Annotated in this window: 10 protein-coding genes; 7 read left to right on the top strand and 3 right to left on the bottom strand. The window is 30.1% G+C overall.

Annotated features, from left to right (window positions below):
- Position 1: 1 nt before the first annotated feature.
- Positions 2 to 655, bottom strand: a complete 654-nt coding sequence (locus ACFQ1R_RS11230) for a metal-dependent transcriptional regulator (protein ID WP_379926267.1) — start codon at positions 653 to 655, stop codon at positions 2 to 4.
- A gap of 189 nt (positions 656 to 844) precedes the next feature.
- On the opposite strand from ACFQ1R_RS11230, the gene ACFQ1R_RS11225 reads away from it, so the two are divergent.
- The 4 genes from ACFQ1R_RS11225 to ACFQ1R_RS11210 are packed head-to-tail and all read left to right on the top strand — an operon-like array spanning position 845 to position 8,405.
- On the top strand, positions 845 to 4,141 hold the full coding sequence (locus ACFQ1R_RS11225; RefSeq protein ID WP_379926266.1) for a hypothetical protein: 3,297 nt from the start codon (positions 845 to 847) through the stop codon (positions 4,139 to 4,141).
- A complete protein-coding gene (locus ACFQ1R_RS11220; protein WP_379926265.1) occupies positions 4,128 to 6,059 on the top strand; it encodes a transglutaminase-like domain-containing protein in 1,932 nt (643 codons plus the stop codon). The genes ACFQ1R_RS11225 and ACFQ1R_RS11220 overlap by 14 nt, the downstream gene beginning before the upstream one ends.
- 11 nt (positions 6,060 to 6,070) lie before the next feature.
- Positions 6,071 to 8,041, top strand: a complete 1,971-nt coding sequence (locus ACFQ1R_RS11215; protein WP_379926264.1) for a DUF3857 domain-containing protein — start codon at positions 6,071 to 6,073, stop codon at positions 8,039 to 8,041.
- A gap of 4 nt (positions 8,042 to 8,045) precedes the next feature.
- The gene (locus ACFQ1R_RS11210) at positions 8,046 to 8,405 is read left to right on the top strand and encodes a YraN family protein (protein WP_379926263.1); all 360 of its coding nucleotides are present in this window, start codon (positions 8,046 to 8,048) and stop codon (positions 8,403 to 8,405) included.
- Between the two features lie 88 nt (positions 8,406 to 8,493).
- Here the strand turns inward: ACFQ1R_RS11210 and ACFQ1R_RS11205 are convergent, their stop codons facing one another.
- Positions 8,494 to 9,813, bottom strand: coding sequence for a TlpA family protein disulfide reductase (locus ACFQ1R_RS11205; protein WP_379926262.1), 1,320 nt, complete (start codon positions 9,811 to 9,813; stop codon positions 8,494 to 8,496).
- A gap of 29 nt (positions 9,814 to 9,842) precedes the next feature.
- The gene (mfd, locus tag ACFQ1R_RS11200) at positions 9,843 to 13,184 is read right to left on the bottom strand and encodes a transcription-repair coupling factor (RefSeq protein WP_379926261.1); all 3,342 of its coding nucleotides are present in this window, start codon (positions 13,182 to 13,184) and stop codon (positions 9,843 to 9,845) included.
- 237 nt (positions 13,185 to 13,421) lie between these two features.
- Here mfd and ACFQ1R_RS11195 point away from each other — a divergent pair, with 237 nt between their 5' ends.
- The 3 genes from ACFQ1R_RS11195 to ACFQ1R_RS11185 all read left to right on the top strand — a co-directional run bounded on the left by ACFQ1R_RS11195 (position 13,422) and on the right by ACFQ1R_RS11185 (position 14,915).
- Positions 13,422 to 13,853: a tellurite resistance TerB family protein gene (locus tag ACFQ1R_RS11195; RefSeq protein ID WP_379926260.1), complete on the top strand. Its 432-nt coding sequence runs from the start codon at positions 13,422 to 13,424 to the stop codon at positions 13,851 to 13,853.
- Between the two features lie 116 nt (positions 13,854 to 13,969).
- Entirely contained in the window at positions 13,970 to 14,320 is a 351-nt protein-coding gene (locus ACFQ1R_RS11190) for a hypothetical protein (RefSeq protein WP_379926259.1), read from the top strand.
- A 94-nt stretch (positions 14,321 to 14,414) separates the two neighbouring features.
- Positions 14,415 to 14,915, top strand: a complete 501-nt coding sequence (locus ACFQ1R_RS11185) for a hypothetical protein (protein WP_379926258.1) — start codon at positions 14,415 to 14,417, stop codon at positions 14,913 to 14,915.
- Positions 14,916 to 14,942: the final 27 nt, after the last annotated feature.

The raw sequence follows: 14,942 nt of genomic DNA, 5'->3' as shown, positions 1-14,942 counted from the left end.
ATTATTGACTTAGGTATAAATTTTTGGCAACTTCTTTAGAGATAATTATTTGTTTGTTTTTGATTTGAATGGTTACAGAATCATCAAACGGTTCAAAATCTATAACTTTAATAACATCGCCTAAAGCCAAATTGTTCTTATTCAAGTATTTTAAAAACACATCTGATGAGTCTTTTACAAGCGCCAATACACCTTCACTACCTGTTTCTATTTCTAAAATGTTCACACTTTTTGTTTGGGTATAATTACCATCTTTATCTGGAATTGGATCGCCATGTGGGTCGTGTGTTGGAAACCCTAAAAAAGCATCTAACTCATTTACTAGTTTTAACGATTTTATATGTTCCAATTGTTCGGCTACATCGTGTACCTCATCCCATGAAAAGTTAAGTTTTTCAACTAAAAAAACTTCCCATAAGCGGTGTTTTCTAACAACTAATGCCGCTGCTAAACGCCCTTTATTAGTTAAACTAACACCTTGATATTTAACATAATGTGCTAGATTTTTATCGGCAAGTTTTTTAACCATATCGGTAACCGATGATGCCTTCGACTCTATTTTTTCTGCAATAGCATTCGTGCTTACAGCTTCTCCTCCTTGTTTGCCTAAATGGTAAATAGCTTTCAGATAATTTTCTTCAGAAAGTGTGGTCATATTTCAACTTTAAAGCACAAAGATACTATTTTTTACTTAAAAGTAAATATATTTTTAGTCTTGTCTAAAAATATATTTACGCAAGACTTTAAAAAAGCGTTCAATTTTTAATAAAGAAAATTAGATTTTTAGCTTTTAATTCAATAAAAATGTGTAATTTTTTCGCACATATATTTATTACATTTTCAAATGAAAAAAGCTTTATTCTCTTACCTACTTTTATTGTTTTCTATTACGCTTCTTGCTCAAGAAAAAATACCATTAATAGACTTCGATAGCATTTCAAAATCTGCTTTAAACTATTCAAATTCTGATGATTATGAAAACGTGATTAAAGAATTAAGCAAAATAAGCAAAAACGATTCAATGTATTGTCACGTTTTAATTTCAAAATCATATTACTTACTAAACTCTAAAAAATATGATGAAGCAATTGAAGCAACTAATAAAGGTTTAGCACAAAATTGCTATGATTCTAACCTTTCATTTTATGTAAATAAAGGTCTAGCACATGCTTATTTAGATAAATATGAAGATGCATTAACCATATATAATGAAGGCTTGGAAATTTACCCAAAAAACTACCTGCTTTGGTATAATAAAGGTATTGTATTAGAAAAGTTAGAGCGTAAAAAGGAGGCTATAAATGCCTATCAAACAGCTATAACATTTAACCCACTATATGCAAAACCACATTTACAATTAGGTAATTTGTGCTATAAACAAGACCGCATTTCGCAAGCTTTAATGTGTTTTAATATTTATCTTTTATTATCTATTGAAGAAGATAACGCTTTCAACACTTTAAACTCATTAAATAATTTAGTTGCAGAACGCAATGAAAGTGTTGCAAATCCCGATTTACAAATTTCTCCAGATGATGATTCTTTTGATGAATTGGATTTAATTTTAAATAACAAAATTGCTTTAAACAAAAATTACAATACCGGACATAAAATAAATATAAACCTTATAAACCAAAACCATGCTCTCATTCAGCAACTAAAAAATTATAAAGGTAACGGCGGGTTTTGGGATAAAAAATATGTGCCTTTTTACAAATGGATTTTAGAAAACAACTTATTTGATAATTTTTCATATACCTTATGCTACCCTATAGAAAATGAAAAATACAAAAAACTAATAGCGCAAAAAAACAAAGAAATTGTTGCTTTTATGGACTTATTTTATGAAAAATGGGAAGACATTTTAAGTACAAATACTATTGATTTTGATGGAAAGCTTCAAGAAGTAACCTATAGTTATAACGACACTTATGTTGAAGCCATTGGTGCTTTTAATGGTGAAGAACCTATTGGAAACTGGAAGTTTTTCAATAGTAATGGTCAAAAATTTTCAATAGGTAGCTTTGATAATAAAGGCGAACGCGCAGGAAATTGGACATGGTTTCATACAAATGGTAAAATAAAAGAAACTGCTAAATACGAAAACGGAAAACTTAATGGTGAAAATTTACAATTTTATGAAAACGAAAAACCGTATATAATTGCCAACTATAAAGATGGCGAACTAGATGGCGAATTTTTATATTACAATGATAAAGGCGCACTAATTCAAAAAAAATATTTTAAAAACGGAAAGCTTGATGGCTTATATAAATCTTATTTTGAAGTTGGCGAAGATTTATTAGAATATAATGTTCCATACAAAGACGGCTTGGTTGATAGTAAGTTAACCGAATACTACATTAGCGGCAATGTGTTTTCTGATGTTGAATTCCAAAACGGAAAAAGACATGGTTTAGAAAAAAAATACTTTTGGAATAATAAAGTATCTTCTGAAATAACTTATGCAAATGGCGAATTAAATGGCAGCTATAAAACATACCATTCAAACGGCAAAGTATTTGAAACAGGACAAAGTATAGACAATTTTTATAATGGCGAATGGCAACAATTTTATAAAGATGGTACTACTCAAAGCCAGTTTACTTACGATAAAGGCTACCTAGACAATGAATTCAAGTATTATGATACCGATGGCAAACTATATTACCAATATCTGTACAAAAAAGGCGAAGTAATTGAGTACAAATACTTCAATAAAAAAGGCGAAATTTTAAAAGAAGGCAGAAAAAAAGGCGGCGAATTTCAATTTACAGGCTATTCACCAGAAGGCGTTGTAACTTCAGAAGGTTTATATAACATTAAAGGCGGAAAAGATGGTTTTTGGCAATTTTATTCAACAAATGGTGTGCTTACTGGCAAAGGAAATTATACTGAAGATAAAGTTAATGGAGAATACCTAACATATTATAACAATGGTGAAATTGAATCGAAATCAGTTTACAAAAACGACTCATTACAAGGTTACTACCAAGGCTATCACTTAAATGGACAACTAAAAAAACAAGGTTGGTATAAAGATCATGCTGCTCATGGCGAATGGCGATCGTACTACATAAATGGCACATTAGAAGAGATTAATTTTTACCATAAAGGCAAACTACATGGTATACAGGAATCGTTTAGTTGCGATGGCAAACCAGACGGCGTTTACACCTACAAGTTTGGCGAACTTACATCTGAAACATATTATGATAATGCTGGTAATATTTTAGGAACCATTAATTACGTTCCAAAAGAAAATAAATACACCGTTGTATACAATTACACTAATAAAAAACCAAACCTTCAAATAGATTATGTAAACGGTGTAAAACATGGCAACTATGTTTATTTCGATTTTTATGGTCAAAAACGTACCGAAGGGCAATATAAAAATGGTTCGCAAGATGGGAAATGGGTATGGTACCATCCTAACGGAAAAATTGAAACCGTTCGCAATTATATAAACGGTTATTTAGATGGTGAAAGTTTAGATTATTTTGAAAACGGCTCGATAGAAAACAAACGCACTTATGAATACGGAAAAGCTGAAGGCAAATGGGTTACATACTATGAAAATGGCAAAATAGCTTATGAAATGGACTATTATAACGATACAGCACATGGCGAAAAAACATTTTATGACCATTTAGGAAATTTACAATTAGTTAGAATTTACAACAATAACCGCCTTACCGGATATACCTACCTTGATAAAGACTCGAAAAGACTACCTATAATTCCAATTGTAAATGAAACGGCAACCATAGTAAGCTACTATAACAACGGCAAAATTGCCCGAGAAATGGAATACAAAAATGGCGATATAGTAAATAATTATAACGCATACTATTACGATGGCAAATTAGAAAATACTATATTCTTTAAAGCTAACGAATATGATGGTTTAGACAAAGACTATTACCCAAATGGCAAATTAAAAAGCGAAAAAAATTACCAATTTGGTGTACTACAAGGTTTATCAAAAACGTTTTATGAAAGTGGTACTATTAAACAAGAAACCAACTACGTAAATAACATAAAAAATGGTGAAGTGAATCATTATAACCAAACAGGTAAATTAGTAAAAAAAGAATATTACTTTGATGGCAATATTTACAAATATGAAACATTCTAAAATGCGCTTATCACTATACCTCATTTTGGGCTTTGTATTAAATGGTTTTTCGCAAGAATCAACCGAGTTTAATCTTTATAAAAATTTATATCCAAACTCAAATTCAGTAAGGCTTAACCAAAAAACAACGGTTACAATTTCATTAAATGCAAATGATATTAATATAACTCAAGAAATTTTTGAAGAAGATTTATATCTAGATGAAAGTGCCAATTACAATTCAAAAAAGGCATTATTCTTTTCATCATTTTTTGAATTAGAAAAAGTTGAAGCGTCTTCTTTCTCCTTTGTTGATGGTAAATACAAAGAAATTGAAGTAAAAGAATTTAAAGAAAAAGACGAGCTAGACCAATCTTTTTACGACGATTCAAAATCGCTAAATTTCATATATCCTAACTTAAAAAAAGGCTCAAAATCTAAATTAAAATATATTGAAAATGTAAAAAACCCACGCTTTTTAAGCCCTTTTTACTTTGGCGACTTTTACCCTATTGTAAACAATAAAGTAACCATAATTGCAGATAAAAATATAGATTTAATATTTAAAGAATTCAACACTGAAGGCTTGGAATTAAGTTTTAAAAAAGAAGAAAAAAAGAATTCCAACATTTACTCTTGGGAAGTAAAAAACATGGATAAATACAAGTACGAACCTAGTACACCAACTTACAAAAAAATATTACCACATATTGTTCCAATAATTACATCTTACAAATCGAATAACACAAACACAAGTTTAGCCAATAAAGTTTCCGATTTGTATGGTTGGTATTATTCATTAGTAAAAGATATAAACCAAGAACCTGCTGATGAAAACCTAGTTGCATTAGTAAACGAATTAATAAAAGACAAACCAACCGAATTAGAAAAAGTTAAAGCCATTTACTACTGGACACAGCAAAACATAAAATACATAGCTTTTGAGTATGCACTTGGTGGTTTTATTCCAAGACAAGCAAATGATGTTTTTCAAAAAAAATATGGCGATTGTAAAGACAACTCCAGCATTCTATACAAAATGCTAGATATTGCTGGTATAAAAGGCGATTTAACTTGGATAGGAACGCGAAGCATTCCATACAACTACACCGAAGTACCAACACCAATTGTAGACAATCATATGATTCTTTCATATACAAATAATAATGACACCTACTTTCTTGATGCTACAGGCAGATACATTCCTATAGACTATCCAACATCATTCATTCAAGGTAAAGAAGCATTAATTTCAAAAGACGGCTCAAATTATATTATTAAAAAAGTACCTGTTGTTCCCGCATCAAAAAATGCCGTGATAGACACTACCAAAATTGATATAATTAATGAAAACATAATAGGAAAATCGAAAGTTGAAATTACGGGTTACAACAAAATTGAAACCTTCAATTACCTTGAAAATGAAAAAACTGTTGATAAAATAAAAGCATTTTACAATACTAGATTACAAAAAGGGAACAACAAGTTTTTAATAGATTCTTTAACCGAAACTAATAAATACGATTATGAAAAAAACCTAATTGTAGATTATAGTTTCAACATTAATAATTACGCCAAAAAGTTGGGTAATGAACTGTTTGTAAACCTAAACCTTGTAAAAGATTTAGCGTCGTACAAAACTGAAGAAGACCGAAAAAACGAAATTGAATATGATTATAAAAACCACTTTAATTACACAACCATCTTAAACATTCCTGCAGGTTACAGTGTTGAATATTTACCCGAAAACGTAAACCTATCAAACAACTATGTATCAAGTAGTATTACTTATGAAGTTAAAAACAACACCATTATTTATAACCACATCTATAATTTAGATTTTATAAACCTAACCTTAGCAGAACAAAAAGACGTTAATAATCTTATTAAAAAAATAGAAACCGCTTTTAAAGAAGTTGTTATTCTAAAAAAATTATAATACCAAATAGCATGTTAAAAAATCAAATAATAATCGCATTTTTACTGTTTATTCAACTTATTTCTTCACAAAACGACTTAGTTTACACCAACTATTCTTGGGATAAAAACCCAGCTTACAAAATTGAAGAAGGCAACACAGAACCCATTACAGCTATAAAAGACAAAATACTAACCGAGTTTTATTTTCAAGGAAACGACGGATTGGTAGAATACTATCTTGAGCATAGAGTTTTATGGTTAAACTCTGATGATAACATTGAAAACTATAATAAAATTTATTTGCCATATACAGCTACTTCAGAATTAATGGTAAACAAAGCCAGAGTTATTACAAAAAATGGTACTGTTATAGAATTAGATGATTCAAAAATTTTAACAGCTCAAGATGAAGAAACTGGTAGAAACTATAAGTTTTTTGCTTTTGAAGGTGTTGAAAAAGGCAGCTTTATTGAATACTTTTATGTAGTAAGACGCTACCCAAGATATAGCGGAAACTTAATTGATTTTCAATCAAGTTATAACAAAAAGAACATTGAGTTTGATTTGTATGCGCCAAAAAATCTTATTTTCAAATTCAAAACCTACAATAACACGCCCGAAGTTGTTCAAGACACATTAGCAAAAGACAAACTACATTGGCAATTAAAATTAGATGCTTTAAAAGGTTTAGAAAAAGAAGAATTATCAGCATACGAAGCTTCAAAAAGCTTTGTAATTTATAAGTTAGATAGAAATACAGCTTCCAACACCAAAGACATTTCATCATACAGCAAAGTAGCTCAAAACATGTACTCATACTACTATACAGAGCCAAATAGCAAAACACAAAATTTGCTTAAAAAGTTTATAAAAGAAGCAACATCTGGCAAAGATTTAAAAGGCGACGATTTAATAAGAAAACTTGAATTCTTCATTAAAACAAACGTATTTCAAACCGAAGATGGCAGCGATAATTTTAAAGATTTAGACCAAATTCTAACAAAAAAAGTAGCCAATGAATCTGGTATTTTAAAACTTTACATTTCCATTTTAAAAAGCTTAAATATTAAACATGAATTGGTTATTACAAGTGATAGATTAGAATTAAAATTTGATAAAGATTTTGAAGCCAATAATTTTTTAACAAACTTTTTAATTTACTTTAATGATACCGATGCCTACTTATCGCCAACCGAAAACAACTCAAGATATGGGTTTCCACCAGCATATTTAACCGATACTTATGGCCTATTTATTAAAGAAGTTAAAGTAGGCGATTTTGTTTCGGGCTTAGGAAAAATACAATACATAAAACCTATTGAGGCAGACAAAACGGTTGATAAAATGATTCTTGATATTGATTTTGAAAAAGACAATATTACCAATACTATCATAAAACTAAACCGTTCAATGAGTGGTTATTATGCCATGTATTTTCAACCGTACATGAATTTAATTAAAGAAGAAGAAAAGGTTAAGTTAATTGAAGGTTTTGCTAAAAATATAAACGACAACGTTACCATAACTTCAAAAGAAATAATTAACGATGATCCTGAATTGTTTGGCGTTAAGCCTATTGAGTTTGTGCTTAATTTTAATTCGGAAGCATTTATTGAAAAAGCTGGAAACAAATACCTATTTAAAATTGGCGAACTTATTGGTAAGCAAATGCAACTTTATCAAGAAAAAACACGCGTACTTCCTGTAGAAAATGAGTTTACCAGAAGCTATTACAGAACGCTTAATGTAAAAATACCAAAAGGTTATAAAGTTGCAAATCTAAATGATATTAACATAAAAAACACGTTTGAAGACGCTGGAAAAGAACTTTTAATATTTCATTCTTACTTCGAGCAAAAAGACGATTTATTAGTTATTACCGCAGATGAGCATTACCGAAAAAACATAATAGACACCGCTAACTACGAAAAATACAGAACCGTAATTAATAGTGCTGCCGATTTTAACAAACTTGTATTAGTGTTAGAACCTATACAATAGCCAAATGGCACAACACAACGAACTTGGTAAAAAAGGTGAACAAAAGGCAGTCGATTTTCTTTTAGAAAATGGCTATGAAATTATAGAACGTAATTACCGTTTTGATAAAGCTGAAGTAGATATAATAGCTAAAAAAGAAACCATTTTAGCCATTATTGAAGTAAAAACACGCTCGAGTACAGATTTTGGTAACCCACAAGATTTTGTAAAACCTAAGCAAATACAACGCCTTGTAAAAGCAGTTGACGAATATGTTTCGGTTAATGAATTAAATGTTGAAGTTCGTTTTGATATTATAGCTATTGTGAACTTAGGTAAACACTATAAAATTGAGCATTTAGAAAATGCTTTTTATCATTTTTAAATCTTTTTTCAATCCCGCAAAGGCAGGAATTCATTTTGAAATTCTGGATAATATTTGTGGATTTCTGCTTTTGCAAGAATGATAAAAACTACTTTATTAAAAAAGCTTTTAACCCCTCAAAATCTTCAGGTTTTTCTATAATATTTTTGTTTTTATCAAGCACAAAGTAGGTTGGTGTTGCATTAACACCATAAGCATCGCCAATTTTATTATCCCATTTACCTAAACCCAACACATGTATAAATTCTGGGTAATTTTTTATTGCTTCTTTCCACTTCTTATCATCATCTTCCAAACCTATGGCTATTACCTTAATTTTATCTTTTACACGCGATTTTAAAAAAGTTTGCATCTGTGGTATTTCATCTAAACAATGCGAACAGGTACTACTCCAAAAAACAAGTATATATGTTTCTGCTCCAGTTAATTCACTCAACTTTTTAGTGACTTTATTTTTATCTACAAACGAAAAATCGGGTGCTTTATGCCCTATTGATAAGTTAGTGTAAAGCGTTAGAGTATTAATTAGTTCGTTGTCTTTTAAAACTTTAGCAACTTCAAGCAAATAATTTTTTGATATGTAATTTGCTACAGGTGCTTGGTTTAAATCTACCATTTCTTGCCACAAATCTAACAGTAAAATACGCTTAACATTTGCAGGAACCGTTTTCATAGCAGTACAAAACACATCAATATTAGCTTTATAATTAGCTATTTGGTCTTTGCCTTCACTCGAAATTCCAAATACATAATTAAGCATACGTTCCTGTAAAAAACTAGAACTTTGCAGTGTTTTATTATTAAAATCGATGTTGTCAAAATAATGTGTTTTTAAATTGGCAACATAGGTTTTAACGTTTTGATAGGTTTTAGGAATGTATGGTTTGTTTGCTTTTATAAAATGAAGCGCTATGCTGTTTTCAGCTTGCTTTTCATAACGCATTTGGGCTTCACGTTGTGTTTTAAATATGGTTTTTAACGCCGTAGTATCTTTCTTTTCACTTCTAAAATAATTAGTAATACTTTGTGTAATTGCCGACATGCTAGCGGTGTAGGAAGCCAATAATTTATTTTCTGATGATGCTTTAAAGGTTACACCAGTTTCTGTATTAAAGGTTAATACAATATCTTCTTTTCCGTTATAAATAACATCGAAATTAAAATCTTCCTGCGGAACTGCATATACCAATCGATAGATACCTGGTACTGCTGAAGCATCTAACTTAAACAGAAAACTTCCATCTTTTTCAATGGTTGCATTTGTAACATAATCAGATACTGTAGGTGTTACTTTGTATAATAAAACCACCTCATAATCTTTTGCTGGCGTAAACACGCCTTTTATGGTGTGTTGTGCCAAAAGTAAATTGGGTAATATTATTAATAAAGCAACTATTCTGGTTAACATAATTTTAATTTATTTTTTAAGTGCAATAATTACACCACAATAGGTTGTAATACGTTTAAAGCTTGTTTTACAGATTTTATATTTTCAAAAGTTAGCATAAGGCGCAAGCCATTTCGGGTTTCCTTTTCTTTCATTTTACAAATACCAGAGTTTGCTTGTACAAACTGTAATACTTTTGTAAAACCGCTACTTTGATAAAAATTACTTTGCTGGTCGGTTATAAAATAGCCAATAAGTTTGCCTTGTTTCATTACAATTTTTTCAAAACCTGCTTTTGTAGCAATCCATTTTATTTGAACACTGTTTAGCAAATCGGTTACTTGTTTTGGCAATTCACCAAAACGGTCAATTAATTCGGTTTCAAATTTTTGTAATTCAGCTTCCGTTTTTAAGTCGTTAAGTTTGGTATACAATGTTAATCGTTCTGCAATATTATTAACATAATCATCTGGAAAAAGCAATTCAAAATCAGAATCAATTGTTACTTCTTTTACATAAATTTTGTCATCTTGATGCTCATCATACAAATCTTTAAACTCGTTTTCCTTAAGTTCATCAATAGCTTCATTTAAGATTTTTTGATAGGTATCAAAGCCAATTTCATTAATAAAACCGCTTTGTTCACCACCCAACAAATCGCCAGCACCACGAATTTCTAAATCTTTCATTGCTATATTGAAACCACTACCTAAGTCTGTAAACTGTTCTAAAGCTGTAATACGTTTTCTAGCATCATCAGTCATTGCCGAATATTCAGGTGTTATAAAATAACAAAACGCTTTTTTATTGCTTCTACCTACTCGACCACGCATTTGGTGTAAATCACTTAGACCAAAATTATTGGCATTGTTAATAAAAATGGTATTGGCATTTGGCACATCTAATCCACTTTCAACAATGGTTGTACTAACCAACACATCAAAAGCGCCATTCATAAATGCGAGCATTAATTCTTCTAATTTTTTACCATCCATTTGTCCATGACCAACACCAATTTTAGCATCGGGCACTAAACGTTGAATCATGCCTGCTACTTCTTTAATATTTTCAATACGATTATGGATGAAAAAAATTTGTCCGCCACGTTCAATTTCATAACTAACCGCATCTCGAATGGCTTCTTCATTAAAACGAATTACATGACTTTCAATAGGATAGCGGTTTGGTGGTGGCGTGGTGATAACCGATAAATCGCGCGCTGCCATTAAACTAAATTGAAGCGTTCTGGGTATGGGTGTTGCTGTTAAAGTTAACACATCCACATTATCTTTTAAGGTTTTTAGTTTCTCTTTTACTGCAACACCAAATTTTTGTTCTTCATCAACAATTAGCAAGCCTAAATCTTTAAATTTTACACTTTTATTTACCAACTGATGCGTACCGATGATGATATCAACCTTGCCACTTTCAACCCCTTCAAGTGTTTCGCGTTTTTCTTTGGCGGTTCTAAAACGGTTTACATAATCAACCGTTACAGGAAAATCTTTTAAACGCTCAGCAAAAGTTCTGGAATGTTGATATGCTAAAATGGTAGTTGGCACTAAAACTGCCACTTGCTTACCGTTATCAACCGCTTTAAACGCAGCTCGAATAGCAACTTCTGTTTTACCAAAACCTACGTCGCCACACACCAATCTATCCATTGGGCGTTCGCTTTCCATATCGGCTTTAATATCGGCAGTAGCGGTACTTTGGTCGGGTGTATCTTCATAAATAAAAGATGCTTCCAACTCGTGTTGCATGTAACTATCTGGATTGTATTGATAGCCTTTTTCGGTTTTTCGCTTTGCATAAAGCTTTATAAGATTAAACGCAACGTGTTTTACACGTGATTTTGTTTTCTCTTTTAAAGATTTCCAAGCGGTACTTCCTAATTTATAAATTTTAGGCGGTTTACCATCTTTTCCATTAAACTTGGTGATTTTATGAAGCGAATGAATGCTTAAATATAATACATCGCGTTCACCATATATTAGTTTAATAGCTTCTTGTTTTTTTCCTTCAACATCAATTTTTTGAAGTCCGCCAAAACGCCCAATACCATGATCGATGTGGGTAACATAATCGCCAATATCTAAATTGGTAAGTTCTTTTAACGTGATGGCTTGCTTTTTAGCGTAACCATTCTTTACATTAAACTTGTGGTAACGCTCAAAAATTTGATGATCGGTGTAGCAAACAATCTGGTTATCATGGTCTATAAAACCTTGATGTAATGAAAGTACAATGGCTTTATAGGGTTTTACCTCTAGATGCGAATCGTCAAAAATATCGTGGAAACGTTTAGCTTGTTGCTCGCTAACACAGGCAATATAATTGGTATAACCTTTATCGTAATTGGTATTTAAATCTTCAATTAACAAATTAAATTGTTTATTGAATGATGGTTGTGGTGTGGTGTTGAAATCGATAGATTTTGTATTCGGCATAATAGCAGAACTACCAAATTCAACAATTGAAAAATCTAATAATTGTTTTTTTAATATTGCCGAATTGCAAAATAATTCGTCTGGTTGAGCATGTTTAATTTCGGAAGAGAGTGTTTTAAAAGCATCTTTTGCTTTTGCATAAAAATCGTCAATTCTTGAAAAAAATAAATCGATATTTTTAAAACAAACCACCGTTTTTTGTGCCATGTATTCCAAAAAACTTTGCCTACTATCTTGCAATAATTTATTGGCTACATTAGGTATGATGTTTATTTTTTTTATCTGTTCTATTGATAGTTGCGTTTCAACATCAAAGGTTCGAATACTATCTACCTCATCGCCAAAAAACTCTATTCTGTAGGGTTCATCATTTGAAAATGAAAACACATCTACAATTCCACCACGTACTGAAAATTCACCAGGTTCGGTAACAAAATCAACCCGTTTAAATTGGTATTCAAACAAAACCTCATTTACAAAATCGATTGACAATTTATCGCTTATCGAAATTTTTAAAGTATTGCGCTCTAGTTCTTTTCTAGTAACAACTTGCTCAAAAAGTGCATCTGGATAGGTTACAATTATTGCTGGTTTTTTGCGAGAATTAATACGGTTTAAAACCTCGGCGCGCAAAAGCACATTGGCATTATCGGTTTCTTCTATTTGATATGGCCTTCGGTAACTACCTGGATAAAATAGTACGTCTTTGTCATTACAAAGATGTTCTAAATCGTTTAGATAAAATGCAGCTTCTTCTTTATCATTAAAAACAATTAAAAAAGGCAGTTCATTTTGATTGAAAACACTTGATATTACAAAGGAAAACGACGAACCTGCAAGTCCTTTTAAATGTATTCTACTTTTGGTTTGGGCAATAGCATTTTGCAGATTTTGCGTTTGCAAAGTCTGTAAATAGGTTTGAGAAAGTGTGGTTTTACTCACCTAAAATCTGTTTTTGATGTGCAAATATAAGGCTTCGTATTATTCTTTTAATAATTTAAAATAAATAAAGTGCTTCATTAAATTAAAGCAAAATAAAAAGCATTTTAATCCTATTTTATAAATGAATTTTATTTACTAATTTAGGGTATAATATCAATTTTAATATTTTTTTCAGTTTAACTAGTATTAAAAAAACGAAAAAAATATGTAGGTTTGCACCACAAAAAACAAAAATATATGTCGTTTTCAGATTTATTTGATAGTGGATTTAAAAAGCGTAATGAAGACCATTTTGCAGCTATTGTTCGTGTAGCGATGGATGATGGTGTAATTAGTGATGATGAAAAAGCGTTTTTAGACCGTTTAGCTAATAATTTAGATATTAGCGAAGCAGATTATGCTTTAATTTTAGAAGATTATAAATCGCACCCAATTAATCCGCCGGTTGAATATGATAAACGTTTAGAGCGTTTGTATGATTTGGTGCGTATGGTATACGTAGATCAAATTAAAGGCGATCCAGAACATAAACTTTTAAACAAAATTGGTGTTGGTTTAGGGTTTCATGCTGTAAACGTAAAATATATTGTAGATAAAGCTTTAACCTTAGTGGGTAATAGCGTTGATTTAGATACGTTTGTAAAAGAAATTAAAAACATGAATAGATAAATATTATCTGCTTTTTTCAATATAATATGCGAATCTTTGAGTTCGCATTTTTTTTGTTTTTTTATTATTTTTTTAACATACATTATTTATACATTTACATATTTTAAGTTAAAAACATGCTAAAATTTAAAGGTTTAATTTTAACTATTGCTATTAGCTTTATTTCCTTGTTGCTTTTTGAAACAAATGGAAAGGCTGTTGCTTTAAATAAACCTTCAAATACGCACCATGATATTAAAATTGAGCGTTCTTTTAATACATTGGCTATTACCACTGCCAATTCATTTGAAGAATTAATTAATTTTAATAAACATAAGAACCAAACTACCGAAACTGTATTTGGCGCAAAAAAAATTGTAACCAATGCTGTTTGCGAAAATGATTTACACTATTTAAAAACGTGCGCACATCTTGATTTAAATTTAAATACGCGTACTATTATCTACCCGTTTCATTCCTTCTTATAAGTTTTATTTTTTTTATTTATCTAATTTTCAGTCATTTAAAAATATTAAATGACGATACTTCTATTCAAAAAAATTAATTTAAAACTTTTATAAGATGAAAACGTCTGTAATAATTATTTCTGCAATATTAACTTTTAGTGTGTTTTTCCCTTTTTTATATTTTATTTATAACGGTACTAAAAACACATCATCAACAAAAAAACATATTAATTCTTTACTAAAGGATAATGGCATTGTTTATAGCCTTAAAGATTTTTGGCGTAAAAACTTTATTGGTATTAGTACAGATAATAGAATACTAACCTTTATTCGATCGGATAAAAATAATTCTGTCATAAAAAATATAAATTTTAGCGATTTAAAACAATGTAATGTTGTAAAGCATTATAGTAAAGATGGGGATAAAGTTGTGAGGTTAAAAAATGCTGGTTTAGAGTTTATTTTTAAAACATCTATAAACCCAAATTATGTAATTACTTTTTTTAATATTGATGATGATTTAAGCGAAGACTTTGAATTACAACGTATTGAAAAATGGCACAAACAAATTTTAGATGCTATAGCTTTACACCTAAATTTAAAATTGGCTTCATAAATTTAGATTTAGTTACCATAAAAATTT

The sequence above is a fragment of the Mariniflexile jejuense genome, from assembly GCF_042675665.1.
Classification (GTDB): domain Bacteria; phylum Bacteroidota; class Bacteroidia; order Flavobacteriales; family Flavobacteriaceae; genus Mariniflexile; species Mariniflexile jejuense.
The sequence above is the reverse complement of the archived record's forward strand: the minus strand, read 5'-3'. Positions and strand labels throughout refer to the sequence as shown.

Coding starts and splice junctions, on each gene's coding strand:
- ACFQ1R_RS11220 (WP_379926265.1), top strand. CDS start 4,128: ATGAAACATTCTAAAATGCGCTTATCACTATACCTCATTTTGGGCTTT.
- ACFQ1R_RS11205 (WP_379926262.1), bottom strand. CDS start 9,813: ATGTTAACCAGAATAGTTGCTTTATTAATAATATTACCCAATTTACTT.
- ACFQ1R_RS11225 (WP_379926266.1), top strand. CDS start 845: ATGAAAAAAGCTTTATTCTCTTACCTACTTTTATTGTTTTCTATTACG.
- ACFQ1R_RS11215 (WP_379926264.1), top strand. CDS start 6,071: ATGTTAAAAAATCAAATAATAATCGCATTTTTACTGTTTATTCAACTT.
- ACFQ1R_RS11190 (WP_379926259.1), top strand. CDS start 13,970: ATGCTAAAATTTAAAGGTTTAATTTTAACTATTGCTATTAGCTTTATT.
- ACFQ1R_RS11210 (WP_379926263.1), top strand. CDS start 8,046: ATGGCACAACACAACGAACTTGGTAAAAAAGGTGAACAAAAGGCAGTC.
- ACFQ1R_RS11230 (WP_379926267.1), bottom strand. CDS start 655: ATGACCACACTTTCTGAAGAAAATTATCTGAAAGCTATTTACCATTTA.
- ACFQ1R_RS11185 (WP_379926258.1), top strand. CDS start 14,415: ATGAAAACGTCTGTAATAATTATTTCTGCAATATTAACTTTTAGTGTG.
- ACFQ1R_RS11195 (WP_379926260.1), top strand. CDS start 13,422: ATGTCGTTTTCAGATTTATTTGATAGTGGATTTAAAAAGCGTAATGAA.